General features: G+C 35.8%; 33 protein-coding genes. 21 read left to right on the top strand and 12 right to left on the bottom strand.

All coding sequences use genetic code 11. The features are described from left to right. Positions 1-616, bottom strand: a 616-nt coding sequence (locus QWC74_RS12605; RefSeq protein WP_288994172.1) for a flavodoxin/ferredoxin-dependent (E)-4-hydroxy-3-methylbut-2-enyl-diphosphate synthase, incomplete at its 3' end; no start/stop codon positions are given. A 130-nt stretch (positions 617-746) separates the two neighbouring features. Between QWC74_RS12605 and QWC74_RS12610 the strand changes: the two genes are divergently transcribed. The 7 genes from QWC74_RS12610 (at position 747) to QWC74_RS12640 (ending at position 7479) form a co-directional block, all read left to right on the top strand. Further along, on the top strand, positions 747-1370 hold the full coding sequence (locus QWC74_RS12610) for a superoxide dismutase (RefSeq protein ID WP_006785799.1): 624 nt from the start codon (positions 747-749) through the stop codon (positions 1368-1370). A gap of 149 nt (positions 1371-1519) precedes the next feature. Then, positions 1520-1798 (top strand): hypothetical protein, encoded by a 279-nt coding sequence (locus tag QWC74_RS12615; protein ID WP_288994173.1) that lies wholly within the window; start codon positions 1520-1522, stop codon positions 1796-1798. Next, entirely contained in the window at positions 1758-3722 is a 1965-nt protein-coding gene (locus QWC74_RS12620) for a penicillin-binding transpeptidase domain-containing protein (protein WP_288994174.1), read from the top strand. Before QWC74_RS12615 ends, QWC74_RS12620 begins: the two co-directional genes overlap by 41 nt. Before the next feature lie 285 nt (positions 3723-4007). Then, positions 4008-4157: a 50S ribosomal protein L33 gene (rpmG, locus tag QWC74_RS12625; RefSeq protein ID WP_006785801.1), complete on the top strand. Its 150-nt coding sequence runs from the start codon at positions 4008-4010 to the stop codon at positions 4155-4157. A 529-nt stretch (positions 4158-4686) separates the two neighbouring features. Continuing rightward, complete coding sequence (locus tag QWC74_RS12630) at positions 4687-5631, top strand: L-lactate dehydrogenase (protein ID WP_009606176.1); 945 nt, start codon at positions 4687-4689, stop codon at positions 5629-5631. Between the two features lie 219 nt (positions 5632-5850). Further along, complete coding sequence (locus QWC74_RS12635) at positions 5851-6792, top strand: ROK family glucokinase (RefSeq protein WP_006785804.1); 942 nt, start codon at positions 5851-5853, stop codon at positions 6790-6792. A gap of 60 nt (positions 6793-6852) precedes the next feature. Further along, positions 6853-7479 carry an MBL fold metallo-hydrolase gene (locus QWC74_RS12640; RefSeq protein ID WP_006785805.1) on the top strand — a complete coding sequence of 209 codons (627 nt, stop codon included), beginning with the start codon at positions 6853-6855 and terminating at the stop codon, positions 7477-7479. A 25-nt stretch (positions 7480-7504) separates the two neighbouring features. On the opposite strand, the gene QWC74_RS12645 is transcribed toward QWC74_RS12640, so the two are convergent. The 9 genes from QWC74_RS12645 to comGA all read right to left on the bottom strand — a co-directional run bounded on the left by QWC74_RS12645 (position 7505) and on the right by comGA (position 13160). Beyond that, positions 7505-8485 carry a nitrous oxide reductase family maturation protein NosD gene (locus QWC74_RS12645; protein WP_006785806.1) on the bottom strand — a complete coding sequence of 327 codons (981 nt, stop codon included), beginning with the start codon at positions 8483-8485 and terminating at the stop codon, positions 7505-7507. 109 nt (positions 8486-8594) lie between these two features. Beyond that, entirely contained in the window at positions 8595-9098 is a 504-nt protein-coding gene (locus QWC74_RS12650; RefSeq protein ID WP_006785807.1) for a shikimate kinase, read from the bottom strand. A 6-nt stretch (positions 9099-9104) separates the two neighbouring features. After that, complete coding sequence (locus tag QWC74_RS12655; protein WP_006785808.1) at positions 9105-9491, bottom strand: hypothetical protein; 387 nt, start codon at positions 9489-9491, stop codon at positions 9105-9107. Further along, the gene (locus tag QWC74_RS12660) at positions 9484-10152 is read right to left on the bottom strand and encodes a ComGF family competence protein (RefSeq protein ID WP_006785809.1); all 669 of its coding nucleotides are present in this window, start codon (positions 10150-10152) and stop codon (positions 9484-9486) included. The genes QWC74_RS12655 and QWC74_RS12660 overlap by 8 nt, the downstream gene beginning before the upstream one ends. After that, complete coding sequence (locus QWC74_RS12665) at positions 10130-10441, bottom strand: type II secretion system protein (protein ID WP_006785810.1); 312 nt, start codon at positions 10439-10441, stop codon at positions 10130-10132. Before QWC74_RS12665 ends, QWC74_RS12660 begins: the two co-directional genes overlap by 23 nt. Further along, the gene (locus QWC74_RS12670) at positions 10438-10878 is read right to left on the bottom strand and encodes a type II secretion system protein (protein ID WP_006785811.1); all 441 of its coding nucleotides are present in this window, start codon (positions 10876-10878) and stop codon (positions 10438-10440) included. The genes QWC74_RS12665 and QWC74_RS12670 overlap by 4 nt, the downstream gene beginning before the upstream one ends. Positions 10879-10887: 9 nt before the next feature. Further along, on the bottom strand, positions 10888-11160 hold the full coding sequence (locus QWC74_RS12675) for a prepilin-type N-terminal cleavage/methylation domain-containing protein (protein WP_006785812.1): 273 nt from the start codon (positions 11158-11160) through the stop codon (positions 10888-10890). A 21-nt stretch (positions 11161-11181) separates the two neighbouring features. Continuing rightward, the gene (locus QWC74_RS12680; RefSeq protein ID WP_229098566.1) at positions 11182-12210 is read right to left on the bottom strand and encodes a type II secretion system F family protein; all 1029 of its coding nucleotides are present in this window, start codon (positions 12208-12210) and stop codon (positions 11182-11184) included. Beyond that, complete coding sequence (gene comGA, locus QWC74_RS12685) at positions 12189-13160, bottom strand: competence type IV pilus ATPase ComGA (RefSeq protein ID WP_006785814.1); 972 nt, start codon at positions 13158-13160, stop codon at positions 12189-12191. The genes QWC74_RS12680 and comGA overlap by 22 nt, the downstream gene beginning before the upstream one ends. A gap of 148 nt (positions 13161-13308) precedes the next feature. Here comGA and QWC74_RS12690 point away from each other — a divergent pair, with 148 nt between their 5' ends. The 3 genes from QWC74_RS12690 to QWC74_RS12700 all read left to right on the top strand — a co-directional run bounded on the left by QWC74_RS12690 (position 13309) and on the right by QWC74_RS12700 (position 15797). Further along, positions 13309-13929, top strand: coding sequence for an EcsC family protein (locus QWC74_RS12690; RefSeq protein ID WP_006785815.1), 621 nt, complete (start codon positions 13309-13311; stop codon positions 13927-13929). 89 nt (positions 13930-14018) lie between these two features. Next, on the top strand, positions 14019-14723 hold the full coding sequence (locus QWC74_RS12695; RefSeq protein ID WP_006785816.1) for a DUF975 family protein: 705 nt from the start codon (positions 14019-14021) through the stop codon (positions 14721-14723). Between the two features lie 294 nt (positions 14724-15017). Beyond that, entirely contained in the window at positions 15018-15797 is a 780-nt protein-coding gene (locus QWC74_RS12700; RefSeq protein ID WP_006785817.1) for a sulfite exporter TauE/SafE family protein, read from the top strand. Positions 15798-15893: 96 nt separating this feature from the next. Here the strand turns inward: QWC74_RS12700 and QWC74_RS12705 are convergent, their stop codons facing one another. After that, a complete protein-coding gene (locus tag QWC74_RS12705; protein WP_006785818.1) occupies positions 15894-16451 on the bottom strand; it encodes a hypothetical protein in 558 nt (185 codons plus the stop codon). A gap of 340 nt (positions 16452-16791) precedes the next feature. Here QWC74_RS12705 and QWC74_RS12710 point away from each other — a divergent pair, with 340 nt between their 5' ends. Together QWC74_RS12710 and QWC74_RS12715 are read left to right on the top strand one after the other, a co-directional pair. After that, positions 16792-18387 (top strand): NAD(P)/FAD-dependent oxidoreductase, encoded by a 1596-nt coding sequence (locus QWC74_RS12710; protein ID WP_006785819.1) that lies wholly within the window; start codon positions 16792-16794, stop codon positions 18385-18387. 102 nt (positions 18388-18489) lie between these two features. Beyond that, positions 18490-19080, top strand: a complete 591-nt coding sequence (locus tag QWC74_RS12715; RefSeq protein ID WP_006785820.1) for an FMN-dependent NADH-azoreductase — start codon at positions 18490-18492, stop codon at positions 19078-19080. A gap of 38 nt (positions 19081-19118) precedes the next feature. On the opposite strand, the gene QWC74_RS12720 is transcribed toward QWC74_RS12715, so the two are convergent. After that, positions 19119-19427, bottom strand: coding sequence for a LysM peptidoglycan-binding domain-containing protein (locus tag QWC74_RS12720; protein ID WP_006785821.1), 309 nt, complete (start codon positions 19425-19427; stop codon positions 19119-19121). 178 nt (positions 19428-19605) lie between these two features. On the opposite strand from QWC74_RS12720, the gene QWC74_RS12725 reads away from it, so the two are divergent. The 9 genes from QWC74_RS12725 (at position 19606) to QWC74_RS12765 (ending at position 26895) form a co-directional block, all read left to right on the top strand. Further along, the gene (locus QWC74_RS12725; protein WP_006785822.1) at positions 19606-20160 is read left to right on the top strand and encodes a YdcF family protein; all 555 of its coding nucleotides are present in this window, start codon (positions 19606-19608) and stop codon (positions 20158-20160) included. A gap of 291 nt (positions 20161-20451) precedes the next feature. Continuing rightward, positions 20452-20742: a helix-turn-helix transcriptional regulator gene (locus QWC74_RS12730; RefSeq protein ID WP_155061896.1), complete on the top strand. Its 291-nt coding sequence runs from the start codon at positions 20452-20454 to the stop codon at positions 20740-20742. 94 nt (positions 20743-20836) lie between these two features. Then, positions 20837-21256 carry a phage holin family protein gene (locus tag QWC74_RS12735; protein WP_006785824.1) on the top strand — a complete coding sequence of 140 codons (420 nt, stop codon included), beginning with the start codon at positions 20837-20839 and terminating at the stop codon, positions 21254-21256. 240 nt (positions 21257-21496) lie between these two features. Beyond that, on the top strand, positions 21497-22045 hold the full coding sequence (locus QWC74_RS12740; protein ID WP_006785825.1) for a hypothetical protein: 549 nt from the start codon (positions 21497-21499) through the stop codon (positions 22043-22045). Between the two features lie 166 nt (positions 22046-22211). After that, positions 22212-23003: a GDSL-type esterase/lipase family protein gene (locus QWC74_RS12745; RefSeq protein WP_006785826.1), complete on the top strand. Its 792-nt coding sequence runs from the start codon at positions 22212-22214 to the stop codon at positions 23001-23003. Next, on the top strand, positions 23003-23461 hold the full coding sequence (locus tag QWC74_RS12750) for a DUF4358 domain-containing protein (protein WP_155061897.1): 459 nt from the start codon (positions 23003-23005) through the stop codon (positions 23459-23461). Before QWC74_RS12745 ends, QWC74_RS12750 begins: the two co-directional genes overlap by 1 nt. An 11-nt stretch (positions 23462-23472) precedes the next feature. Further along, on the top strand, positions 23473-24861 hold the full coding sequence (locus QWC74_RS12755) for an MBOAT family protein (RefSeq protein WP_006785828.1): 1389 nt from the start codon (positions 23473-23475) through the stop codon (positions 24859-24861). 11 nt (positions 24862-24872) lie between these two features. Further along, complete coding sequence (locus QWC74_RS12760; RefSeq protein WP_040764171.1) at positions 24873-25997, top strand: DHHW family protein; 1125 nt, start codon at positions 24873-24875, stop codon at positions 25995-25997. Positions 25998-26100: 103 nt separating this feature from the next. Further along, the gene (locus tag QWC74_RS12765) at positions 26101-26895 is read left to right on the top strand and encodes an N-acetylmuramoyl-L-alanine amidase (protein WP_006785830.1); all 795 of its coding nucleotides are present in this window, start codon (positions 26101-26103) and stop codon (positions 26893-26895) included. The last annotated feature ends 22 nt before the right edge of the window (positions 26896-26917 follow it).

A 26917-nucleotide genomic window follows, 5' to 3' on the forward strand; every position in this document is an offset into this window, starting at 1 on the left:
TGATTCCTAAATGCAATGGATATGGGAATGTTTTAGCGGCTAACTCATAAGCTTCAATCGCTAAGTCAGTATCTGAGGCTTTAAGTGAAATAATAATATCTTCAAACCCTAGTTTTTCTAAAATTTCAACGTGGAATTTGGCACTTTCAACCATTCCTTCCGCCGTTGGTTTCCCATATTTTTTTAAGATTTCTTTTTCTAATGAACCGGCATTCACACCGATACGAATCGCAACTTTTTTCGCTTTAGCTGCTTCAACAATTTGGCGCACACGGTCTTCATTTCCAATATTACCTGGATTGATGCGAATTTTATCAACGCCACCTTCAATTGCGATTAACGCCAAGCGATAGTCAAAATGAATATCAACAACTAAAGGAATGCTAATACGTTCTTTAATCGCTTTGACTGCTTTTGCATCTTCTTCATCTAAACAAGCGACGCGGACGAGTTGACATCCTGCGGCAGCTAATCGGTTGATTTGTTCAACCGTTGCTTCAATATCGTGCGTTTTAGTGGTGGTCATACTTTGAATAATGACTTCATTTGCACCACCGATAAAGAGATTACCTACTTGAACTTTTTTTGTATTTTGACGATGTGTTATTAAAGACATCGGGCTCACCCCACATTTTATCTCTTTTTTGGATAAATTATCGAAAAACTAACGCTATCCATCAATCATTATATAATAATTCTGAAGTCTTTCAAACCATAATACTTAAATTTAGGGGAGTTGATTTTTGATGGCTGATTTTATGTTACCACCATTGCCTTATTCTTATAATGCACTAGAACCTTATTTAGATGCACAAACGATGGAAATTCATTACACGAAACATCATCAAACGTATACGAATAATTTAAATGCCTTAGTTAAAGGACATGAAGAATTTTTTGATGGAAAAACAATTGAAGAAATTCTAAGTGATGTTGAGGCAATTCCAGCTGATATTCGTCAAGGCGTGATTAATCAAGGTGGCGGATACGCAAATCATAACATGTATTGGAGCGTTCTTTCACCAAATGGTGGGGGTGAACCATTTGGAAAATTAGCTAAACACGTAAAACAGACGTTTGGTAGTTGCGATAAGATGAAAAAATTAATTTCACAGGCAGCTATCAGTCAATTTGGATCAGGATGGGGATGGCTTGTTTTAACTGAAAACAAAGAGTTAGAGGTGATGAATACATTAAATCAAAACTCACCTTTGAGTATCGGAAAAACGCCTCTTTTACTGATTGATGTATGGGAACATGCGTATTATTTAAAATATCAAAATCGCCGAGCTGAATTTGTGGAAGCCATATGGAACGTTATTAACTGGGATGAAGTGGAAAGACGCTATGAAGAAGCATTGAAAAAGTAAGGAAAATTAGGAAACTGCCACACTTAGAGGCAGTTTTTTATTATACGCAGATAAAGTCAAAATTAGTTTTATTTTTACATAAAAAATGCAAATGGCTTTTTGTGAGTGTGATATAATAATGAGGAAGTTTAGATTTGGAGTTTAGAAAGGTGCGTCATATGGTAGATAAGATTTTAAAGCTAATCAAGTCATTAGTTTTTCGAATACATATTTTAAAGATTGTCAGTATTGTTTTGTTTTTAGTGATTTGTTTTCGACTATATTCAATTCAAGTTACGTATTCACCGGATTACACGAATTATATTGAACGCTCGACGACGGTTGAGCTCCAAAAAAATGTCCCACGTGGGGTTATTTATGATCGTAACTTTGATGTTTTAGTGGATAATGAGGCCGTTAATACCATTACGTATCAACTTTGTTTCTAAGTCACAAATGAAAGACATTGCGAGTCAATTAGCGAATTTAATCGAGGTTGATTTCTCAAAACTAACCTCTCGTGATTTAAAAGACTTATATCTTGAGGTTTTCAAAGAGGAAGCGAATGAATTAGTGACTGCTAAAGAAATCAAAGAGTTAGATGATAATGAAATTTATCAACTACAATTAAGTCGTATTACAGATGAGATGCTTGAAAAGTTAAGTGATCATGATAAAGAGACGCAAGCCATTTATATTAATATGAATAAGGGGACGAATTTAACGTCTAATATCATTAAAAAAGGAGCCACTCAAGATGAAATTGCCATTGTAAGTGAGCATCTAGAATCACTACCAGGTGTGAATACAGATGTCGATTGGGATCGCACTTATCCAAGTGTCGCGGGAATAAGTCCAATTTATGGACGTGTTTCATCGTATGAGCAAGGGTTACCAGCCAATTTGTCAGGCTATTATAAAGCGCATGATTATCAATCAAATGACCGCGTTGGGCTCTCACAATTAGAGCTTTATTACGAAGCTTTATTACGTGGAAGCAAATCTCAATATGTACTCAAAAATGAGAATGAGGTTTCAAACTATCAAGAAATTTATGAGGGACAACGTGGTTATGAGCTAGTTTTATCACTTGATGCCGAGCTTCAAGCAGCGCTCAATAAAATTGTTGAAGATGAGTTGATAGCGGCTAAAACGAATCGCCCGGTTGCCACACAGTATTTACGTGAAGCATATGTGGTCATGTTAAATCCAAATACAGGTGAAGTTTTATCGATGACGGGAAAAGTCATTGAATATAACGAAGAAACAAAACAATATGAGATATATGATAATTCTCTTGGAACTATTCAAAATGCCTTTACAATGGGATCAGTTGTCAAAGGGGCAAGTTTATTAGCAGGTTATCATTACGGAGTAACGGATATCAATCAATATATTACAGACGGTCCATTATCATTTAAAGGTGGATTGATTAAAAAGTCATGGAAAACACTCGGCTATATTAATGATTCAGACGCCTTAAAGTTCTCAAGTAACGTTTATTTCATGTTACAAACAATTCGTCTTGGAGGTGGAACTTACGTCCCAGGAGGACCATTAGTGTTAGACGTTAGTGCTTTTGATCAGTATCGCGAGTTCTTTAATCAATTTGGTCTTGGAGTCAGTACAGGAATTGATTTGCCAAATGAATCAATTGGGTTAATTGAAACGAATAAGACATCAGGGAAATTGCTTGACTTTTCAATTGGACAGGCGGATATTTATACGACGATGCAATTAGCACAATATGTCTCAACTATTGCGACAAGTGGCCGTCGTTATGCACCTCAAATTGTCAAAGATGTGTATTTACCTTCAAATGAGGAAGTAGATGGAAAGCAATTGGTGAAGTCGTTTGAACCGAAACTATTAAATATCGTTCAAATGGATCAAAAATATTACGATCGTGTTCATGAAGGATTTAAACGCGCCTTACAAGAATCAGGCGGGACAGGTTACTCGGTCTTTTATAAAGCAGACTTTAATCCAGCCGGAAAAACCGGGACAGCTCAGGAATATCTTCGCGATACTGAAACAGGGCGTTATGTAAAAGATGAAAATGGCGATTTTATTGAGGTCTACAATCGTACCTTAATTGCCTATGCACCTGCTGACAATCCGGAAGTAGCGATTGCAGTGGTCATTCCACAGGCAGAATTACCGACTCAATCGGATGCAGCGTCACTTAACATTGGATATGAAGCATTAAAGGCTTATTTTGACTTAAATAAGCAACGGATTCAAACAACTCCGACACCGCAAAATCAAGACTCAATTCCAGTTGGAGAAACAGAAGGAGGAGCTGAAACTGATCAAGTAGAGGAAACACCAACGCAAGATCAGCCTAGCACACCAAATATTTCAGAAGATTGAATATCAGAACTAGAAAATACCGTTTTAGATGAATAAATCATGAAAAATGGTTAAAAATGAAAAGAGAGCATAGATGCTCTTTTTTTATTTTGGAATTAAGATGCATTTTAGTAAAAATTACAGAAAAATAATGCTTGAGTCATCTACAAGCATTTGTTATAATTTTTACACACGAGTAAAAAAAACATAATTCGCCTTATAGTGTGAAAAAACTAAAAAATACTTTGTGTTTTTTCGTGGTGCATGCTATAATGTAGAAGTTGTTATTAGATTGGAGGGATTTTAGTGCGAGTAAATCTTACATTAAAATGTACAGTTTGCGGTGAAGAAAACTACATTTCTAAAAAAAATAAACGTAATAACCCAGAACGTCTTGAGATGAATAAATATTGCCCACGTTGTAAAAAAGCAACTGCTCATCGCGAGAAAAAATAAGGAGCTATTCCTTTTTCAAAATCCTGTTTATACAGGATTTTTTTTTTTTTGCTCATTTTTAGAAAAAGGCTTTATTTGAGATGAACGAGAATGTTATGGAGAAAATTGAAGCATAATAAAAAGAGAATGATTCAATAGAGAGGTTAAACTTCTTCGTATGAGATTCATTCTAAAACAGAAGGCTTAATAAGATATCGATATAAAATGAGCAGTATGCTGAATTTCGTTCCATGTAAAAGAAAATGGTTTCAAATTTAAAAGGTTATAATCTTTAAGAAGTCGATGAATCACTTTTAAACGAAATATGTTTTAGAAGAAAATGAAAAATGTCAAAATGTCAAAAAACGTATCGAAATAAGACGAAAACGTTTTAATGAAAAAAAGAGGTCATAATGTTTGTGAATAAATGAATTATAGGATATAATGGAATTAAATGAGGCATCGGTTACATCTTGAATTTTCAAATAAGGTGATTTCAAGTCATAAAAATAAATGATGCACTCAAATAACATAAATAGAGGTGACAGCCATGAAAACTGGAGTAAGACGTGTTGTCTTAGTAGGAACAGGATTTGTAGGAATGAGCTTTGCTTATTCAATGTTAAACCAAGGTGGATTAGAAGAATTCGTCTTAATCGATGTAAACAAAGACAAAGCTGAAGGGGAAGCAATGGACTTAAGCCACGGGTTACCTTTCGCACCACATAAAATGGATATTTGGGCAGGAACATATGAAGATTGCCGTACAGCTGATATCGTTGTAATCACAGCGGGAGCTGCACAACAACCAGGTGAAACACGTTTAGATTTAGTTGAGAAAAATGCACGTATTATGCGTGGAATTGTTCGTGACATCATGAAATCAGGATTCAACGGAATCTTAGTCATTGCAAGTAACCCGGTTGACGTTTTAACTTATGTAGCTTGGCAAGAATCAGGATTACCACGCCACCGTGTAATCGGATCAGGAACAACTTTAGATACAGCTCGTTTACGTTATGAAATCGGTAAATACTTAAATGTTGACCCACGTAACGTTCACGGATATATCGTTGGAGAACACGGAGATACTGAGTTCCCATTATGGTCTCATACAACAGTTGGGGTAATGCCATTATTAGATATCATCAATGATAACCCACAATATAAATTTGAAGATTTAGAACAAATCTACGTTAATGTACGTGACGCAGCTTACCACATCATCGATCGTAAAAAAGCAACTTACTACGGAATCGGTATGGCATTAACTCGTATTGTTAAAGCTATTTTAAGTGATGAAAACAGTTCATTATCAGTATCTGTTTACTTAAATGGACAATATGGACAAAATGATGTATTCGTAGGGGTTCCTGCTATCATTAACCGTAACGGAGTACGTGAAGTATTTGAATTAAATATCACAGGATCTGAACGCGATAAATTAGCTAAATCAGTGGCTGTTTTAAAAGAAACGTTAGACTCTGTACGTTAATTTAACGTTACCTTAAACACACTACTTTTATGAAGTAGTGTGTTTTTTTTAATGATATGTAACGGGTTAGCTTTTGAGGATGGAAGGGTTTCATCTTTATATTTGAGAAGAGTTATGTTAAAATATTATTCGAAAATATTAAATCTCGATTCGACAGATATTGAATCATATTCATAAATGAACGTAAGATCATTCAAACTTAGAAGGAGGACAAAAGAGATGAAAAAATACGTATTCGGAATTGATGTTGGGGGGACAACAGTCAAGTGTGGATTATTCTCTTCTAAAGGTGAATTATTAGAAGCATGGGAAATTGTAACGAACAAAGATAATAATGGTGAAAATATTCTTTCAGATATTGCTAAAACAATTGACGCTAAATGCGCTGAAAAAGGAATTAACAAAGATGAAGTTGAAGGAGTAGGGGTGGGAGTACCTGGTCCTGTTAATAATGAAGGAATTGTAGTAGTCGCTGTTAACTTAGGTTGGTCGACAAAAAATGTTAAAGAAGAGTTAGAATCGTTAGTTAACTTACCGGTGGCTGTTGGAAATGATGCAAACGTTGCGGCTTTAGGAGAATTATGGTTAGGAGCAGCAGCAGGTGCTAAAGATGCTATCATGTTCACATTAGGAACAGGAGTGGGTGGTGGTGTCATCATCGACGGTAAAGTGATTGCAGGTGTTCACGGTGCTGGTGGAGAAATTGGACATATCGCAGTTGTTTTAGAAGATGGAAATCAATGTAACTGTGGAAAAAAAGGATGTTTAGAAACGGTTGCTTCAGCAACTGGAATTGTTCGTGAAACAGAAAAATATTTAGCAGCAACTGAAGAGGCATCAACGTTACGCGATTTAGAAAAAATCGAGGCAAAAGACGTTTTCGATGCAGCTAAAGCAGGAGATGTAGTTGGAATCAAAATGGTAGATCAATTAGGACGCTACATTGGATTAACAGCGGCTAACTTAGCAGCAACAACGGATCCTGAAAAAATCATTATTGGTGGTGGAGTTTCAAAAGCAGGAGATATCTTAATTGAAACGATTAAAAAACATTACCAAGCCTTCGCATTCAGTGCGGTTCGTGAAACAGAATTTGTATTAGCTGAACTTGGAAATGACGCTGGAATCGTCGGATCAGCTTATTTAGCAAAAACATTATAATCACTTCGGATTAAGCACCCTATTTATTAGGGTGCTTCCGTCGTCAATGAGGTGTTAAAAATGAAAGTTTTCCCACTTATTTTAGGGCCTGTTCAAACAGCCTGTTACCTTGTCTCAAATGGCAATAAAGCCGTCGTCATTGATCCGGCTGCGAATGCGCAAACGATTATTAGACACCTAAAAACGAAAGGATTAGAACTTGAAGCTATTTTACTGACACATGGTCATTTTGATCATATTGGAGCAGTCAATGAATTAGCAACTCATTACCAAGTTCCCATTTATGCGCATAAAAAAGAAAAAGAATATTTTGAAAATCCAGATGTTAATTTATCACCTATGATTTATGAACGTCTTGTGTTAAATCCTAATTTTGATTATCAATTTTTAGCAGATGGAGCCGAATTTGATTGCATCGATACAAACATTCAAGCTTTCCATGTGCCAGGACATACAACAGGAAGTTTGTGTTTTTATTTTAAAGAAGGTGACATGCTCTTTACAGGGGATACCTTATTCAAAGGATCCATTGGTCGCACCGACTTTATTTATGGAAATCATGATCAGTTAGTAACTGGTATTAAGAAAAAGCTGCTAACATTACCCAAAAATACCCTTGTTTATCCAGGGCATGGTGATTGTACAACGATTGAAGAAGAAACAAATCATAATCCATTTTTAAAATAAAAAGTCGCTCATATAGCGACTTTTTTTAGTCTTCTAAATCTTTTGGAACGTCGATCAAGGGTTCTTTTAAATCATTTTCAATGAGATTGATTTGATTTCCTTGTAAAATATTATGGCTTTGTAAGTTATGATAGCCATTCATTAAGATTCCAATACTATTGTAATGAACCACAACGTTTTGAGAGATTTTATTGTGACTACCATTAAGATTTATACCTGTTTGATGGCCGCTTTGAATGGTATTTCCTGTAATCTCACTGTAGTCAGTATATAAATCAAGTCCGGTTTCATTCGCTTTTAAGGTATTTTGACAGATGGTGGCTTGATTGTGACCGATTAAAATCCCGCAAGCATGACAGTGGCTAATATTGTTTTTAACGAGCTGCGAACTTCCGTTTTGAACTAAAATTCCATATTTCGAATCATCAATTGTATTTTTGTAAAAAATATGATGTTTTGATCCATTTGAGACAATCCCAAGAGCATACGTTTCGATATGAGTTAAAAGATTTTTGATGAAATAATTATGGCAAGAAGGACCTAAGGCGACCACTCCACGAGAACAGTTTTGAACTCGATTCGCCTTGAAAATATTATGGTTTCCCGAAAATGAAATGGCGCTACTTTTATTATCCATGAGGTGACAGTGCAGAAGTTGGTTATGGTGTCCTATAAACGAAATACCACTTTGTTGATGATTGGCACACGTGATTTGGTAAAAGGTATTATAATTTCCAATTGAGACAATACCTGCTATAAAGTTAATGATTTGCACTCCTTGGATTTGGATGTGATGTGAGTCGATTTCAATGCCAATATTAGCTTGATTTTCTCCGTCAAGGATGACGCTTCCAGGGTGGGCCAGCAGATAGAGATGTTCTTTTTTTATGATTTGAAGTGATTCATGATAGATACCAGGTTTAATCATAATGGTATCGCCACTATGAGCAGCGTTAATAGCGGCTTGTATGGTTTTGTAATGATGTGGGACGTTTAAAGTACTCATATTTTCACTCCCTGATTTAAGCTTGGTTATAGTATTAATTTATTCTAAGTGGGAGGTTTTGTGCCTAAATAAAAAGCAATGAACCGTCTGGACATTGCTTTTTTGGAGGTTAATAAAGTTTTAACGCAGATTTAATATAATCAACAGTTTCTAAAATTCCTAGTTCATCAATTTCAATCGTTAAATGAGCGCAAGACTCATACCATTGATGTCGTTTTTTATATAGGGTTTCAAGTTTTGTTTGAATGTCTTCATCTTGAAGCAATGGACGATTTGTTGGATTAATGCGATGAATTAAGGTTTTAATTTCTGCTTTTAAATAGATGACGGTTGCCTCATTTTGAATCAGGTGACGATTAGCCTCATTTACAATGATTCCACCACCCGTTGAAATGATATCAACATGTGATAGAAGCTCTGAAAGGGCATGAGTTTCACAATCTCTAAAGTAAGATTCACCGTGATGTTCAAATAAGTAAGGAATGCTTTGTTGTTCTTTTTCTTCAATGTATTGATCGGTATCGACCCAGGATTTAGATAAGTCAGCCGCTAATGCTTGACCAATTGTTGTCTTGCCACTGCCCATCATCCCAATTAAAATGATTGATTTCATGAATAATCACCCGTGTACTAGTGTATAGGTTTTACTTTTTTTATCGTAAGATACTTTTGCTTTACCTAAATACTCATTATAGTAGACCTGATAAGTGACATCAAGGCTTTGGGTATAATTTGAATATTTTAGCATCGCACTTGCCCCATTACTTAGGGTAATCGTTTTAGAAGATTCATATTTAGGAATTGTTTGCAAAGGATCTGTGATTTCATCAAGCACGAATTTCAGACATTCCTTTTCAAGTAAGGTCAACGTGAGATACTCTCTTCTTTTTTCAAACAGTAAGGTCTGGCTTTGAAGCTGTTGCGATAAGGTTAGCAAGAGGGTGGCCATAATCAAGGCAAGGGTAAGCGTAAGACAAAGAATGCTTCCCTTTTCATTATTAATCATCAGACATCAACTCCTCATTAATCATTTCATCTTCAACGATTAGATCATCATCTCTTTCTTCAAAGAACTCCTCATTTGGAAAGGGGACATCGAGACTGTCTTCAGAGAACTCTTTGTCTAGTAATGAATGATTATTATTTTCTTCTAGAGGGAATGAGAGATCATCTAGCTCTTCTAAAAGCTCCTCATCTTCAAGTAATTCAATAGTAGGAAGCGGAAGATTAAAGGTGTTTAAATATACAGTCATACTTTGAGAAGAGGTTTTTAAATGAATGGTGGCATAATTAGCTTGATAATCCTTTACATTTAAGGTTTTACAATGATACAAGGCAATCTCGCCGCCTTTTCCATTGACCTGACGCATCAATCGCTCATCAGAGATAAAGTAAGAAATAGTGTCTCCATTTGATTGGTGAAGATTAAGGATTTGATGATTAGGAGAAGAAAAATAAAGGGAAAGTCGAGCTTCAATTTGGATTTGTGTGGCGAGAGCTTCTAGTTCATTTAATAAAACAGCATCAGTATTCGAGGCATATAATTTTGTGACTTGAATAAGGCTAAGTAAGGTAATAAGTAATAGTGAGGTGATGATGAGTGCAATTAAATGTTCAAGCAATAGAAATCCTTTTGAATTAAGCTTACAAACAAAGTGTTTTTTCATAAGTTGCTCCTAAGGGATAATGGGCACAAACTTGATGGGGTGAAAAGGTTATTTTATAAGGAAGCGGGGAGTCAAAATATAGGGTGTCTGGAAATGTTTTTTGTTGATATAAAAGTTCATCTTTAAGTTGATAGATTTGATTGAAAATAAGTTGTTCTTGAGTGAGTTGATGACGGGCCATTAAAAGATTCGGAAGCATTTGAAGCAAGGTGCTCAACACGACACCCAAAATAATCAAACTGATTAAGCACTCATATAAAATAAATCCTGATTCACGCTTAAGTTTCATCTAATATCTACACCTCCTGCGCCGATTGAAAAGACAATCGATTTTTTGAAATGACGACTATTGACGACAATGGTTTGACCTTTATCAATATGACCAAAAATATTGAATGATAAGGTGATAATGGATTCAGAAGCATTAAGGCTGACACCTGGAGGCAAATAGCGACGAAAATAGAGCGTTTTTTCATCGGTGGAAGAAACATCATAGTAACCTTGTTGTCGATAAATTTTTAGTTGGATGAGCTGTGATGATTTTGGCATCATGTTCGCTTGACGAATATAAGCGAGATCCGCTTGGATGGTGGCTAACGTTTGATTCAGATTAATGTAATCATAGAGTTTCATGAAAGAGGTTGAAGTCGCTAAAATAAGGATACTCGTAATAGAAAGCGCGATGAGTGCTTCAATTAAGGTGAAACCTTTTTGATTTTTAAGCATCGCTATCTACTATTCAATACCATCGTTAGTATCCACAAGAGAATCACTAGTACAAAGTTTTTGAATTATTTTAGGATCTTCACTTACTGTAGGTTCTCCAATAAATGAATTTGCTGTGTTTTGGGCTACAATAGATGCTTTGTAAGCAACACATCCATCTTCATTGGCCTTTGTAATGTATTTAGCTGCATTTGGAATAATGAGTAGGGTTAGAATACTTACCACTATTAACACAATCATCATTTCAATTAGGGTAAATCCTTTTTGGTTTAATTTTTTCATTGTTTGTTCCTCCTAGAGTTTTTAGATGATGTCAATCATTTGAAAGACGGGTTGTAAGATACTTAAGTAGATCAAGATGATGATAATGCCAATGAGCATTAACAGACTGAATTGAAGAATTTTGAAGCTTTGACTTAGCAAAGCAGATAACTGTTTGAATTCTGAGTGAGAGTAGTAAGCAAGTTCAGCTTGAATACTTCCAAGGGTTAGGGCATGAGCCATCGTGAGCCTGAAGTAGGGGGTAAAATACGGAGATTGATGGAAGGCAAGTTCTAGTGGTGTTCCAGCTTCAAGGGTTTGATTGAATTCTTTGATGATGAGTTTGATAAAGGGGATGGTTTCAAATTTTAGCATCATCTCAAGACTTTCTTTTAAGGATAAGCCACAGGTTAAGAAGATAAGCCATTGACTGCTAAAATAGTAGCTAAAGATTTTTTGCATGAGCGAACGTAATAAGGGGAGTTTAAATAACCATTGTTTGACGTGGGCTTGAAAGGGGATAGACTGCCATTTCAAAATGAGGGTCATGAGGATGGTTAGTAAAGCGATGACTCCGATCAAGCATCCAATGATGATAAAGATCGTTTGCAAGAAGTCAGTATCGCCGGATAAATTGAAACTATCGTAAAAGCTTTGAATTTTTGGCATGAAGAGAATAAACACGGCGATTAAAATGAGACTCATGAGGCCAAATAAGGTGAGGGGATAGCGAATTTTTTTAGAGAGGTCTGACCGATTTTTAAGATGAAAGTCGCTATAATCAGCGGCCTTTTGTAAGCCTTGTAGTAAGGCTCCTGCTTGCTCACTACTACGAATCATGTAAATAATCCGATGTTCGAAGTGGCACTCTTCTAAGGTATCGGCAAAGTTTTGACCTTGTAAGCAGGCAATAATCATAGGATCAACGGCGTGTTTTTTAAATAGAGTTTTCATGATAGCAAGGGCATCGGCAATCGAGAAGCCATTTTCTAACAGTTGACTAAACCGGGATAAAAATTTTTGTTGCATGCTTAAGCTCCAATATGATTTTAGGCTCTTTGTTGTTGGCATTGTGAAAACTCCTCATCTAGTGTGAGATACGATGGTTGAACTGGACTTCCTTCATTTAAATGATGGAATAAGACGTCAAGATGATCATCAAAACAAAGTTCAAAAAGAGCCTTTTGTTCATCATCAAATTTAATGAGACGCTGATTCGCTACACCAATGACTCCTTGTTCTAGTTCTTGAAGAGTAATGCCTAAATCAAGTAGACGGTTAATCGTTCCGAGCACATTTTTAGCATGCACCGTGGAAATCACCAAATGACCCGTAAAAGCGGCACGTAGAGCCTGTCTCGCTGTTTGACTGTCTCGAATTTCACCAATGATAATAACATCGGGATCATGACGTAAAATCTCTTTAATCCCAACATCATACGTCATGCCCATTGTTTCATTCACTTGCATCTGAATGATGTCTGGCTGCTGATATTCGACTGGATCCTCAATGGTTACAATACTTTTTCCAAGCTCTTGCTTCAAATAATCAATTAGCGCATAAGTCGTTGTTGTTTTGCCAGAACCAGTCGGACCACTAATTAGCAAAAGTCCTGCTTGTTTCGTCGCCATCTGCTGAAGCGCGGCTACATTTCGATAAAAATACGGAATCTCATGAAGTTGCTTTTGGTGTGTGTGATTAATCAGCCGCAACACAAGGCTTTGATAGTGTTGAGTGGGAAGAATGGAGACCCGACAATAATAGGTAAGTTCTTGATTTTGAAGCCTCAAGAGACCTGATTGAGGTTGTTTGGGGTGCATGAGTGAGAGTGAGGCTTGGAATTTAATATAGGCTAATAGACTTTCATATTGAGTGATTAAAAGTTCTTCGTATGGGACCATAAACGCTCCGACTCGAAATTCGATGCACATCTTTTCATTCTTCATGACAAAGTGAATGTCACTCGCTTTTAATTCGTGAGCACGTTCTAAGATAGCTAAAAGTTTGGATTGAATTGGCATTGATCTTCACCTCCTGACATATATTACGCTTGAAACTTTAGGTTTCTTTTTTTTGTTTGAAAAAGATGAACGGGGTAGATACCGTTTCACGCCAACGAAATGTGATTATACTATAGTAACGAAATTTTATTAAAATAGGTGAACAGATATGAACAATAAAATAACAGAAGATAAAATGTTACAGGTTTTAGATACTTGTTATGAAAAAGCTATTCAAGGGCTACCAGGTTTTGAAACTGCTCAAGAACTTGGAGATAAATATTTAGAAAAATATCAAGATGTTGAGAAAGCCATTGATAAATTTATCGCTTTTCAAGAAGCGAAATGTATGACAAGTGGATTTATAACTGGATTGGGAGGAGTGTTAACTTTGCCGGTTGCTATCCCTGCCAATGTAGCATCGGTTTTATATGTTCAAATTCGAATGATTGCTGCTATTGCCCATATGAGAGGATATGATGTGTTAGATGACCAAGTTAAAACATTTATTTATGTGGCGTTAACTGGGAATTCTGCAGGAGAAATTTTAAAACAAAGTGGCATTCAAATTGGTGTCAAAATGGGGACATCTTTAGTAAAAAAAATCCCAGGTAAAGTGTTAACTAAAATTAATCAAAAAGTCGGATTTCGATTATTGACCAAAATGGGGAAAACAGGTGCAATTAATTTAATTAAATTAGTTCCGATTACAGGTGGAATTGTGGGAGGAGGTTTTGATTTGATTAGTACAGCTACAATTGCTAAAACAGCTAAAAAAATTTTTGTCTAAAACTTCATCCGAACTTCATGGAAAAATATTGCATAATTGATTAGAAGTCAGTAGAATAGGATTATAATTGATGAAAGTGATGTGAGAGAATGTTTTGGACAATTCCCTTTTTTATAACTGGCGGTGTTCCGTTTATTTTAGTTTTAATTGCCTTATTTCAAAAGATAGAGTGGCGTGGTGAAATTAAACGACATGCACGTGCTCAATTTCAAAATAATTCATGGGCTAAATTTGCACTAATTTATGCTGGAATTTGGATTGTGATGGCGATTGTGTCTAATCTGATTTCCTTTATCCCGCTTTTAAATGTGTTACTGAATATGGCAGTGACTGGATTGGTTGGGTATGGGTCTGTTGATGTCCTAAGAAAAATTCGTCGTGGTGAAGATTTTACGATTCGTGACTTTTTCCCGACTGATGAGTTAGGGTCGGTGATGGCCTTAACGTTTGTAAAGGATATTTACCTCTTTTTATGGTCATTATTATTTGTCATTCCAGGCATCATTAAGGGCTATTCGTATTCACAAGTTTATTATATTGCGAATGAAAATCCAGGGATGTCAGTGGATGATATCATTACTGAAAGCCGTGAAATGATGGATGGACATAAATGGGAGTTATTTATTTTACAAGTTAGTTTTATTGGTTGGGGAATTTTAGCTGCCTTAACGTTAGGGTTAGTAGGACTTTACATTTTGCCACTATACTCAATGTCTCTTTATCTATTCCACGAGTATGTCAAAAAGGGCTATCTTCAATCAAACACTCATAAAAATGTGTACACAATTTATTAAGAAGGGACTGAAAAGTCCCTTTTTTATGACGTGAAATCTGATGAGAAGAGAGGGAGATGATGAATGAGATTGAGATAAAATGGGATAATCTTTAAACCTAAAAACATTAGAATTTAGACTAAAATAAGGATTGTTTTTATGTCAAATGGGTTTTTCTTTAATAAATGAATTCAAAGTAGAAATATTGATTTATTAAAGAAAGGTAAAACATGTTAAGAATTGACTGTTTTTGTTTTTTCATTAATATAATTGAAATTTGAGAGGATAATTTTGAGTATCTTAAAGGAGGAATCGATGATGTTATATCTTGTTTATATTTTCGCAGGAATAGGGGCAGGTGTTGTAACAGGACTTGCAGGTCTTTCGGCGGCAGTCATCATTACACCTTTACTAGTCAGTATCTGTGGATGGAAGAGTTATGATGCTGTAACAGTTGCGCTTGCAGCAGATGTTTTGGCTAGTTTATTGACGGCATATACTTACTATAAAAACAAAAATATTGATTTAAAGCATGGGATGCTAGTAGCAATGACTGCTTTTGTCGGAACGATTGTTGGGAGTTACAGTGGATTTCTTTTTTCTCAGTCGCAACCAGATGGACTTGGCTATATTTCAATGTTAACAACTATTTTTCTCGGGATCAAGTTTTTAGTCAAACCCATTGAGGAAGGGCATGATGCAGAAGCTGGACTAGAACAGATTAGTAAGAAAAAAATGATACAGGCCATGATTTTTGGATGTGGAATCGGTTGGATTTGTGGTTTTACTGGAAGTGGTGGAGGAATTTTAATGCTGACAGTGTTCACTTTACATCTGGGTTATAATTTAAAAGTAGCGGTCGGAACAAGTACGATGATTATGACACTAGTGGCTTTAATTGGAACGATTAGTCATTTTTCTATGGGGGCAAGCATACAGGTTATTCCGATGTTAGTCGTGATTATCTGTTGTGTAGTAGCGGCTTATGTGAGTGCTAAATTTGCGAACAAGTGTGAGATTAAAACGTTAAATAAAGTAGTAGGAATGTGCCTTGGTATTCTTGGAATCATCACGATTTTAATCAAATTAATATAATTGAGGTTGATCAGTTACCATTTAAAATAATGGCGATAACAAAAAGGATGTCTTGCTGACATCCTTTTTGTTAGTTCTATTAAGATAGCGTATTGATTAGAGCGGAAGAATAGATCTTGTAATATGATAATTGAGCTTATAATCTCCGAGTGCGTCTTCAACGGATAAGATAATGGCATAGTTTCCTGTTTTTTTGATTTTTAGATGGTTGTAATAAGAGGTCGAATCGGTTATTTCAAACTCATCGATAACGCCGGTTTCATTGATTAGATAGTAATGATAAACGCCACTAGAGGTTGGGATAACTTCAAATTCTAGAGTTAGCTTGCTACCACGTGTTAAATTTCCTTCGTGAACGAGATAAAGACTCGTTTGAGGTTCAACAATAGCTCCACCTATTGTATAATTCACTGGAATAAACGGTTTTTGTTTGGGATAAGAGAAACGAGTCTCTGTCTTTAAGTCACTTAATTCATAGGTTACACCTGTTTCAGTGGATGTAATTCGCTCAGCGATATGATCTAAGACGGCATCACAAACCGTTGAAGTGGTGATGGTTGAAAAGGCAAAAGGACCTAATAACAGTGCTCCACTCAATGTGATAAAAATTCCTGTTATGATGATGACGAGTAAATATTTTTTGATAATAGACATGCTACCCTCCCCCTTAAAGTAACCGCTTACTAATAGTGTATCACATGTCTGTTTATGACGAAAGCCTTAATAGAAAAAGTTTTTTTATGGCTTAAGAAAAATAATTTCAAAAGGCATGAGAATCTCTGAAGCATTCATCTTTAGTGGCAATACTCTCTTACTTTACCGTTTACTAGATTAACTAGGGGACGGAATAGGCTCTGTGTTTTATTTGAATGATCATGTTACCTACTCTTTAAAACGTCTTATTTTAAGGGAGTTTTATCAGTGCGGAAACGTTAAATGAAATTTTTAAGTCGATTTGTGCTATAATAGGTTAGTTAAGAAAGTGAGTGATGATATGATCCGAGTATCGCAGATTAAAATTTCAATTGAGGATCCGATTGAAAAAGTAAAAGAATTAGTGTTAGCACAATTAAAGCTTCGTGAAGAAGATTTACTGGAATATAGAATTTATAAACAGTCAATTGATGCGCGTCGTCGCGGAAAAATGGAGTTCGTTTATACCGTCGATATTGCCCTTAAAAATGAAGACCAAATTTTGAAGTTAAATCGACCAAATATCGTTAAAACACCTGAATTAAATTATGCGTATCCCTCTATGGGAGAAAAACCGATGTCTCACCGTCCAGTAGTCGTTGGCTTTGGACCTGCTGGGATGTTTTCAGCATTAATTTTAGCGGAAATGGGGTATAAACCAATCGTTCTTGAGCGTGGTGGAAGTGTGGATGACCGTGTGAAATCGATTGAGGAATTTTGGAGCGAAGGAAAGTTAGATCCAAATTCAAATGTTCAATTTGGTGAAGGTGGAGCCGGAACGTTCTCAGATGGGAAGTTAACGACTCGTGTTAAAGATTTACGTGGACGTAAGGTGTTAGAAGCGTTAGTTGAAGCGGGAGCACCAGAAGATATTTTATATATGGCACATCCTCATGTTGGGACGGATTTATTACGTGGTGTCGTTAAAAATATTCGTGAAAAAATTATTTCGCTTGGTGGAGAAGTTCGCTTCAATACACAAGTGACAGATTTTATCGTTGAAAATAATCAAATCACAGGAGTTAAAGTAAAAGGTGGAGACGTCATTGAATCTAATCATGTGATTGTGGCAATTGGACATAGTGCACGTGATACGTTCTATCACATGTATGATCGTGGGGTTCAATTTACAGCTAAACCATTTGCAGTAGGAGTTCGTGTTGAACATCCTCAAACGCTAATTGATCAAGCTCAGTATAAAGAATTTGCAGGTCATGAGAAATTAGGAGCAGCAGAATATCGTTTAACACATACGGCATCAAATGGTCGAGGCGTTTATACGTTCTGTATGTGCCCAGGTGGTTTAGTCGTTCCATCAAGTTCTGAAAAAGGGCGTCTCGTAACGAATGGAATGAGTGAACATGCGCGTGATCAAGAAAATGCGAATAGTGCCTTATTAGTGCAAGTATTTCCAGAAGACTTTGGATCAGATCATCCATTAGCAGGGGTGGAGTTCCAACGTCGTTTAGAAGAAAAAGCTTTTGGTATGGGTGGAAGTAATTACACAGCCCCAGCTCAACTTGTTGGGGACTTCTTAAAAGGACAAGCGTCTAAAAAACTTGGAAGTGTGACCCCTTCTTATGCATTAGGTGTTAAATTAACGAATTTGAATAAATTATTACCAGATTATATTACAGATGCCATGCGTGAAGGCTTAATTGCATTTGATCGTAAACTAAAAGGATTTGGGATGCATGACGCTGTGATGACGGGAGTCGAGTCTCGTTCATCTTCTCCAGTACGTATTGATCGTGATAGCGAAAGTTTACAATCATTAACGGTTAAAGGGATTTATCCATCAGGTGAAGGAGCTGGATTTGCAGGTGGAATCGTCTCAGCGGGTATCGATGGAATTAAATGTGCTGAGGCATTGGTTCGTGAATTTCACAAAATGTAATTAAAATTAAATAATTAGATAAAACGCGTTATAAATTCATCGTATTTCATCATATTATGATAGGGATTAAAGAGCATTAAAATCATATTACGAGGTGAATTTATGGCGCGTCTTTTATATATAAAGGCTAATCCGAAAGCTAATGATCAGTCGTTAACCTTTACATTATCTGATTTTTTTATTAAACAATATCAATTATCACATCCAAATGACACGGTCGAAGTGTTAGATTTGTATCAAACGATTATGCCGATTATGGATTGTGAGCGATTAGCATTGTATAATCAAGGAAAAGAAACAGAAATTCGGCATTTAGCAGAGCAATTTAAATCTTTTGATAAGTGTGTGATTGCGGCCCCCGTTTGGAATCATAGTTTTCCAGCGATGCTAAAAATTTATTTAGATAATATCGTGTATCGTCATGTGACATTTGGTTATCAAGACGGAAAAGTAGCTGGTCTTTGTTCGGATATGAAAGTGATGTATATTTCAACATCCGGACAACCTTATAGCGGCAATCGTTCTTTTTTAAATCATCATGTTTCGCAAGTTGAAGCTGTGCTGAGTCTCGTTGGAATTACTGACGTGGATTCAATTACCCTTTGGGGACGTAACAGTTTTAACGAGGATCAACTCAAACAACAAATTTGTTTACTACAAAATCAAATGGTTCAAAAAGCCAAACAGTTTTAAAAAAAAGGTCACAAAGCCAAATGCTTCGTGACCTTTTTTTAAGGCTTCAATTTAATTACTTGACCAGGTGCTAATTGTAAATCTTCATTTAACATCAATAATTCTTCAGGTGTTAATTTAAACCGAATGAGTAGATCTTGAATCGTTTCATCTGATTTAACGACGTGTTGATTGAGATGTGGAAGTAGGGGAACTTTAATTTGACGGTTAGCTTTAATAATGAGGGGTTGATTTCCATTCAGTTGGATCAATACTTTTGGAGTAGTTTGAAACAGATTGGCAATCGTTTGAATTGAATCAGTCGATTTAATCATATAATTTGCTACTTCAATACGTTCATTTTCCATACGACTCACTTCCTTCCTTTTCTTCACGTCATGATGTAAGAAATCGCTTTATCTACTATAACGTATGCAAAGAGATTGGGCAATTGACCTATTTTAACTCATTATTTTAGTCATCAAATAAACACAATTTTGACTTTCACTCATACCATACAGTAAAAGAGTGAAAGGAGGAGTACAGATGAGTAATATTTTAATTGCTTGGGTAACCTATACGATTGTCTTACATCTTGAAATGAACAGTTCATTGCACGAAGAATTAGAAGCAGACATCAATCAGCTTATTATTTTAGGTTCATTACTTCATAGTAATGAAGTAAGTACGACTCTTCGTTCTCGACTTGAAAAAGGGGCTTTGCTTCTTCATGAAAATCCTCAGCTACGTGTCATTGTGACGGGAGGAAATGGAACAGATTTGAAACTTCCAGAGGCCCATATCATGAAAAACGTATTGATAGAAGAATTTGGGATTTCAGAAGATCGTATTATCGTTGAAGATTTAGCCAGAAATACATTTGAAAATTTATTGTTTTGTAAACCTTTAATTAAAGAAGAACGCGTTGCGATTGTAACCAGTGAATTTCACAGCATTAGAACGAGATTACTTGCTCACCGATTACATCTTAACTGTCAGCTTATTGGAGCGAAAACTGATTCAAGAAAACGATATAAGTGGGAATTAAGGGAACAGTTAGCACTTGTGAAATCTTTATTTTTAGATCGAGAAAAACGGTAAAATTTAATCATATTTGTTAGGAATTGATGTTTTTACAAGAAAGTATTGAACTTTCTATTCTGAAGGACTATAATCAACTCATCAGTCGAAACTATAAGTCCCGATAAGTTTTCTAGAGTTTTTGAAAACTTTAACAAGACTATAGTTTCTATTCGTACTAAAGTATTTGAATAATGATGACTGAAATCAGATCGTGACAGGATTAATCAGTCAGTATATAGAGGTGAGTTCGTGGAAGCATGTTGTGTTGATTCAATTCATAATGATGTCATTAAAAAAGTAAAAGATGTCATGCCAAGTGATGAAGAATTACTGAAATTATCAGATTTATATAAAGCGATGGGAGACTTGACTCGTATTCGAATCATCTCAGCCCTTGTTAACTCGGAAATGTGTGTGTGTGATTTAGCCTCCTTACTAGATATGACACACTCAGCGATTTCACATCAGTTACGTGTTTTAAGACAGGCTCATTTAGTCTCGTTTCGTAAAGAGGGAAAAGTCGTTTACTATTCTTTAGATGATAATCATATTAAAATGTTATATGAACAAGGATTAGTCCATGTTTTACATCAACATTAAAAAAGAAATCAGTGCGTACTGCTGATTTCTTTTTTGCTTTTTGCACACTAAATGAGAGAGAGGAAGATATTCATTAGAGAAAGGGGGATAAAAAATGATGAGAATATTAATGATTGTCGTCTTATTAGTCATTGTTGATTTTTTTACTGGCTATGTGAAGGCCTATTTGAAGTGTCAGTTAAATAGTTCAGTGGGATTAGATGGATTGATTCGTAAGGCCATGATTTTATTTTCGATGCTTGTGTTTAAATTACTCGATGAGATGCTTGGCTTTAATTTACTCAATTTATTACCAAGTGAGGAGATGTTATTTTTTTGTGAAATGGGAGTGGAGAACGTCGGATTAATGGAGATTTTAGGAGGTGGTGTAGTGTTGCAAGAGGGGACCTCGATTTTAGAAAATCTTCATGAACTCGGAGTACCTATTCCTACGGTTTTAGCGCGACGTATTGAACGAATTAAAGAGGTGTTTTTGGATGAAAGGGGAGATAAATACGAATCAACCGACGGATGATGGGATGATTGCAGCAAGGGTTAGGGCTTAAATTAAATTGGGATGAGAAATGAATGATGAGCTTTTCTGTTTAACGAATATATGAGACGACGGTTAAAGAGATATCACGAAATAGTTTTTTTGTCATAGGATGTAGTATAAACAGTGAGATAAATGAATAAATTGATACAAATGAGGGTTTGTATCCTGAAAAAGAGTAGCGTGTAACTACTCTTTTTTTGTACCAGGGGGAGTGAGAACATGATTGTGAATGAAGAAGGAATTTTAGAGTTTTTAAGTCAAACGAAAGACGCATTAGACTCTTATATCAATTTACGAAATACAAATATCTTAAGTGTTGCCTTTACAAAGGATGAATATGATGATTTTTTAAGTTTACTCTTTCATTTACAAATGTATGAACGCGAGTTAAACGAACTCATTGAAACGGAAGACTTAAAAGATGAACTTGTTCTGTGCTTAGCTGAGTTACTTATTTTCGATATTATTGAAGTTTGCCGTGAATTGCATGATGATTACGGCGAAGAAGCTCAATTAAAAGTTAGATATGGAGAACTTGATGAAGCTAAAATTGCGGTCATTCGATTGCTAAAAGGATTTCACCGGCCTTTAGTGGCAGATTGGCAGACACTTGATGAGGTCGCGACTGATGCTAAATTATTTATTACGATTGAAACTAAAGGAGACTATGCCTATTTTAAATCACATGAAACACAAAAAGACGCGTATTTGTATGCTATTAGTCATGGGATTGCAAAAGATCAGGTGTTTAATCGATTATTAATATGACCTCTTAGGAGGTCTTTTTTTGATAGGGATAACAGAAGATTCAACAAAGAAAAGGCTTTTGTCGCTATCTTTTATTAGAGGGGAATGTCAGGAAATATCTTCAATTAGCGTAATAAAATGAGGGGCGAGAAGCGTATAGTTTAATATAAAGTAAGGGGGGATCAGGGTGGGAATCAATCGCTTTAAACGATGGGTTTGGCAAGGTCGTTATCTTATTTTTTGTATCGTTACAATGATAATGGTTGTTTGTTTTTTACGTACTAAAGGAACAAATTCACAAGAAAGTGGGATAGCTCCGTATCAAGAAGAAAGTGTCCAAGTTTTGAAAAAATTAGAGGAAGTGAGTGTGAGTGAAGTACTAGACATGATTGCAAATAAACAAGCTAAAGAGCCCGATAGATTAGAAATAAATCAAGAAGAATGTGATTTTAAACAATACTTTGCGTCTTCTGTTTTTATGGGAGACTCGATTGTTGAGGCCTTTACCGCGTATGATTATTTAGATCCTTCTTCTGTTGTAGCGAAAGTTGGACTTCGACTTGCAACAGCAGAGGAAGAAGTTCAAAAAGTCATTCGTTTAAGTCCTGATGAAGTCTTTTTACTTTTCGGTGCGAATGATTTACTCGTCTATAAAACGGCGGATCAATACATTGAACGATATGAGGCCTTAATTCAAGAAATGAAACAGGCATTACCTCATTTAAAGGTTTATATTGTGTCTATTTTTCCGATTCGAGAAGATATCGCCAAAAATATACCTGAGTTAAGTTTAGAACGTGTCACAGTTTTTAATGAGGCATTAAAGACATTATGTGAGGTGTCAGATTATCGTTTTTTAGATGTGGCTTCTTATGTGAGGGAAGACATGTATGAACCGGATGGAATTCATGTAAAATCGACGTTTTATCCGATTTGGATGCAAGTGATTAAAGCGTATAAGGAGGCAGAGCCAAAGTGATGAAAAAGTTAAGCATCTTGGTTTTAGGAAGCTTTATTTTAATCAGTATGTTAACAGGATGCGAGAAAGCAACCAATGTCTCACTAGAGCAGATTAAAGAGGCGCTACTCGTCGATGAAACGCGGGTTAAAGAGGTGGGGAGTAAGGAGTTAAGACGGTTCATTGGAGTTAATCCAAATGAGATTTTGGGTTATGTTTATTACGTGTCGATTTCATCGATGGAAGTTGAAGAGATATTGGTTGTCGAGGTTAAAGATCGTTCGCAACTTGAGGACATCGAGTCAATGGTTGAGGCTCGCGTTGAAAGTCAAATCAATCGTTTTAGCGGCTATAAGCCAGAAAATTGTAGCTTACTAGATAACTATGAGCTAAAAGTTCGAGGGAGTTATTTGTTTTTTGCGGTATCAAACGAAGTCGACACATACTGTGATGCCTTTTTGAATGCATTTAGGAAGTAGGGTGAGAATCAATGGTTTTTAGTAGCTTGTTTTTCATGTTTGTCTTTTTTCCTATCGTGTTTCTGGCTTATTTTTTGATGCCAAGACGGGGACGAAATCTCGTTTTATTAATCGCAAGTTTAGTATTTTATGCGTGGGGAGAGCCAAAATATATCGTCTTAATGCTTTTATCCATTGTTGTTAATTACGTGTTGGTTCTTTTGATGGAAAAAAATCCGAATCAAAAAAAAATCTTATTTATGGTGGCACTTCTTTTTAATTTAGGGTTACTTGGATTTTTTAAATACTATGATTTTTTCATTGAAAATGTTAATTACCTCTTTCATTTAAGCTTAGAGGGTCAACATATCCCGCTTCCGATTGGAATTTCATTTTACACGTTTCAAATTTTATCGTATGTTATTGATGCATATACTGGAAAAACTAAAGCGCAACAAAATATTATTTCATTCGCCTTGTATGTCACGATGTTTCCACAACTTGTAGCGGGACCGATTGTCAAATACACTGACATCCAAATTCAATTAAGCGAACGTCAGGAGAGTTTTGAAAAGATTGGATTAGGTGCGGAGCGCTTTATCGCAGGTCTTGCTAAAAAGGTGTTGCTTGCGAATACTATTGGGTATTTATTTACAACGATTCAAGAGATGGAATTTGGTAGTTTGTCAGTCCTAACGGCATGGCTTGGTATGATTGCTTTTACATTACAAATTTACTTTGATTTTAGTGGATATTCAGATATGGCGATCGGTCTTGGAAAAATGTTTGGCTTCGATTTTTTAGAAAATTTTAATGATCCGTATATTTCAAAAAGTGTCACGGAGTTTTGGCGACGTTGGCACATGTCACTGGGAGGGTGGTTTCGAGAATATGTTTATATTCCACTTGGAGGAAATCGATTAGGAATAAAAAAACAAATCAGGAATTTACTGATTGTATGGTTATTAACTGGACTTTGGCATGGAGCGAGTTGGAATTTTGTGATATGGGGCGTTTATTATGGCGTCTTGCTTTTTATTGAAAAAATCATCTTAAAGCAATGGCTTGAAAAATGGCCTTCATGGTTAAGACATGCGTATACATTAATCCTTGTGATCATAGGTTGGACGTTTTTTAGTATTGAAAATCTAGGGGACGCCTTTTCTTATTTAAAGGTGATGTTTGGATTTTCAGGACACGCGTTGTATGATAAAACGTCGATGTATTATTTGATGAGTTATGGCCTCTTATTGATTCTAGGAGTTATTTGTTCGACGCCACTTTTAAAACAGATTCAAATGACCTTAAAAAGCACCAAGTGGGGTGGATTACTGCTAGTGGTGCAAGTCACGCTCCTTCTTTTAAGTACGGCTTATTTGGTGACAACGACGTATAATCCATTTCTATATTTCAGATTTTAGGAGATGAGCTCATGAGGAAAGGGATGTATTGGAGTAGTTTAGCGTGTGTGTGGGTGATTTTTATTTTTGTGTTTTTTACGTTGAATTTATTAAGTGATAATGTAGCATTTTCAGAAATGGAGAACCGGAGCTTAGCACAAAAACCAACGTTTAAATGGGATCGGGTGCTAGAAGGTCGTTATAGCAGTAAATATGAAAAATATGTAAACGATCAGTTTTTTGGGCGAGATGCTTGGGTCCAAATGAAGTCTCAAACCGATTTGTTACTTGGACAAAAGGAGAATAATGGTGTCTACTTTGGATCTGATGATTATTTAATAGAGGCTTTTCATCCCGCTTCAGAGGAGATTCTTAATCAAAATCTGATAGCGATTAATGATTTTTCTAAGGAGTTAAAAACGTCTTTTTTAATGGTTCCCAATGCGGTCTATGTGTTAAGTGACAAACTTCCAAGAGAGGCACCGGTTATCGATCAACAGGCGTCTATTTTAAATTTTGCGAGTCAGTTAAGAGAGGATATCTTATTTGTAAATGCTACTGAAGCATTGAAATCGCATAAAGAAGAAGCGATTTACTATAAGAATGATCACCACTGGTCAACTCTTGGTGCCTACTATACATTTTTACAGTTGGCAAAGAGTTTGGATTTAGAAGTGGATTTGGACTATCATGTTTTGACGGTCACGGAGTCATTTGATGGAACGTTGAGTGCGAAAAGTGGATTTGAAGCGAGAAGTTTAGATACGATTGAGGTGTATTTACCACAAACGGATGTTTTGTATGTCGTAACGTATGTAGAAGAACAGCAAAAAAGCACTACGGTTTATCAAACAGAGGCGTTAGAGGGAAGAGATAAATACACTGTTTTTTTAGGTGGCAATCATTCGCTAGTTAAAATTCAAACGACCTCTTCAAGTGAGAATCGGTTGCTAGTCCTTAAAGATTCTTATGCCAATGCCTTGATTCCTTTTTTGATTCCGTATTATGATGAGATTTTAGTGGTGGATCCGCGTTATTATTTTGATGATTTAGAGGCACTCATTGAAAAGGAAAAGATTAATGAATTGTTATATGTCTATAATGCGAATACTTTTTTTAGCGATAATTCTTTGAATTTAGTCTTAAATAATGACTAAAAAAAGCAGAGCAAAAAAGAGACATTGGCAAAACGCCCATTCCTCTATTGTGCTTTTCGCATATATAAATAGTGGGCACTTATTAAAATAGAGGAGTGATAGAATGCCTTATATTGTAGTGGATGCAGGACATGGTGGACATGATAAAGGAGCTCATTATCATGGGTATAATGAAAAAGATATTACCTTAACAGTGGCAACCAAAGTAACAGCTCGCTTAAGAGAGCTTGGATTTAAGGTGACACAGTTACGAACAGATGATACATATGTTGGAAATGCCTCAGCCAGAGGACGCGAAATTGCTGAATTACAACCTAATTTAGCGATTAGTATTCATGTTAATAGCGCAGGTGGTGGAGGGGAATCAAGTGGAGCGGAGATCTATACCCCACTTAAAGAAGATAGTGCACGTTTTGAATATTATTTAAAACAAGAATTAAGTCGTTTAAATAATTTCCGTGCGATTTATTCAAAAGCCTATACAGGTGAGCTTTATGAACGATTTATTGATCCTGAAACCTTAAGATATACACAAACGTATAATTATACGGATTATTATGGAATTATCCGTGAATCTTGGCGTGGAGGTGTTTCAACGGATATTATTGAAATGTTTTATTTAGATAATGAAGCGGATTTATATACGTTCTTAAATCAAGAAGATGCTTATGTTGAAGCAATTGTTGTCTCATTATGTAAAGCGTTTAATGTAGATTATGAACGTGGAGGACTACGAACAGAAGAATCAGACTTAGTGAAAGAAACGAAAAAAGAAACCTATTATCGTGTGATTTGTGGTTCTTATTCAAGCTTAAATGATGCGAAACAAGTTCAACAAAATTTAGTGAATCAAAATTATTCAGGGGTATGGATTCAACCGGTTGAAATGAAACGTTAACGAAATGAAAAGGTAAGATTCT

Origin of the sequence: uncultured Turicibacter sp., assembly GCF_938044715.1 — a bacterium.
Classification (GTDB): Bacteria; Bacillota_I; Bacilli_A; order MOL361; family Turicibacteraceae; genus Turicibacter; species Turicibacter sanguinis.

Coding starts and splice junctions, on each gene's coding strand:
- QWC74_RS12610 (WP_006785799.1), top strand. CDS start 747: ATGGCTGATTTTATGTTACCACCATTGCCTTATTCTTATAATGCACTA.
- QWC74_RS12620 (WP_288994174.1), top strand. CDS start 1,758: ATGAGGCCGTTAATACCATTACGTATCAACTTTGTTTCTAAGTCACAA.
- QWC74_RS12630 (WP_009606176.1), top strand. CDS start 4,687: ATGAAAACTGGAGTAAGACGTGTTGTCTTAGTAGGAACAGGATTTGTA.
- QWC74_RS12635 (WP_006785804.1), top strand. CDS start 5,851: ATGAAAAAATACGTATTCGGAATTGATGTTGGGGGGACAACAGTCAAG.
- QWC74_RS12640 (WP_006785805.1), top strand. CDS start 6,853: ATGAAAGTTTTCCCACTTATTTTAGGGCCTGTTCAAACAGCCTGTTAC.
- QWC74_RS12645 (WP_006785806.1), bottom strand. CDS start 8,485: ATGAGTACTTTAAACGTCCCACATCATTACAAAACCATACAAGCCGCT.
- QWC74_RS12650 (WP_006785807.1), bottom strand. CDS start 9,098: ATGAAATCAATCATTTTAATTGGGATGATGGGCAGTGGCAAGACAACA.
- QWC74_RS12655 (WP_006785808.1), bottom strand. CDS start 9,491: ATGATTAATAATGAAAAGGGAAGCATTCTTTGTCTTACGCTTACCCTT.
- QWC74_RS12660 (WP_006785809.1), bottom strand. CDS start 10,152: ATGAAAAAACACTTTGTTTGTAAGCTTAATTCAAAAGGATTTCTATTG.
- QWC74_RS12665 (WP_006785810.1), bottom strand. CDS start 10,441: ATGAAACTTAAGCGTGAATCAGGATTTATTTTATATGAGTGCTTAATC.
- QWC74_RS12670 (WP_006785811.1), bottom strand. CDS start 10,878: ATGCTTAAAAATCAAAAAGGTTTCACCTTAATTGAAGCACTCATCGCG.
- QWC74_RS12675 (WP_006785812.1), bottom strand. CDS start 11,160: ATGAAAAAATTAAACCAAAAAGGATTTACCCTAATTGAAATGATGATT.
- QWC74_RS12680 (WP_229098566.1), bottom strand. CDS start 12,210: ATGCCAACAACAAAGAGCCTAAAATCATATTGGAGCTTAAGCATGCAA.
- comGA (WP_006785814.1), bottom strand. CDS start 13,160: ATGCCAATTCAATCCAAACTTTTAGCTATCTTAGAACGTGCTCACGAA.
- QWC74_RS12690 (WP_006785815.1), top strand. CDS start 13,309: ATGAACAATAAAATAACAGAAGATAAAATGTTACAGGTTTTAGATACT.
- QWC74_RS12695 (WP_006785816.1), top strand. CDS start 14,019: ATGTTTTGGACAATTCCCTTTTTTATAACTGGCGGTGTTCCGTTTATT.
- QWC74_RS12700 (WP_006785817.1), top strand. CDS start 15,018: ATGATGTTATATCTTGTTTATATTTTCGCAGGAATAGGGGCAGGTGTT.
- QWC74_RS12705 (WP_006785818.1), bottom strand. CDS start 16,451: ATGTCTATTATCAAAAAATATTTACTCGTCATCATCATAACAGGAATT.
- QWC74_RS12710 (WP_006785819.1), top strand. CDS start 16,792: ATGATCCGAGTATCGCAGATTAAAATTTCAATTGAGGATCCGATTGAA.
- QWC74_RS12715 (WP_006785820.1), top strand. CDS start 18,490: ATGGCGCGTCTTTTATATATAAAGGCTAATCCGAAAGCTAATGATCAG.
- QWC74_RS12720 (WP_006785821.1), bottom strand. CDS start 19,427: ATGGAAAATGAACGTATTGAAGTAGCAAATTATATGATTAAATCGACT.
- QWC74_RS12725 (WP_006785822.1), top strand. CDS start 19,606: ATGAGTAATATTTTAATTGCTTGGGTAACCTATACGATTGTCTTACAT.
- QWC74_RS12730 (WP_155061896.1), top strand. CDS start 20,452: ATGCCAAGTGATGAAGAATTACTGAAATTATCAGATTTATATAAAGCG.
- QWC74_RS12735 (WP_006785824.1), top strand. CDS start 20,837: ATGATGAGAATATTAATGATTGTCGTCTTATTAGTCATTGTTGATTTT.
- QWC74_RS12740 (WP_006785825.1), top strand. CDS start 21,497: ATGATTGTGAATGAAGAAGGAATTTTAGAGTTTTTAAGTCAAACGAAA.
- QWC74_RS12750 (WP_155061897.1), top strand. CDS start 23,003: ATGAAAAAGTTAAGCATCTTGGTTTTAGGAAGCTTTATTTTAATCAGT.
- QWC74_RS12755 (WP_006785828.1), top strand. CDS start 23,473: ATGGTTTTTAGTAGCTTGTTTTTCATGTTTGTCTTTTTTCCTATCGTG.
- QWC74_RS12760 (WP_040764171.1), top strand. CDS start 24,873: ATGAGGAAAGGGATGTATTGGAGTAGTTTAGCGTGTGTGTGGGTGATT.
- QWC74_RS12765 (WP_006785830.1), top strand. CDS start 26,101: ATGCCTTATATTGTAGTGGATGCAGGACATGGTGGACATGATAAAGGA.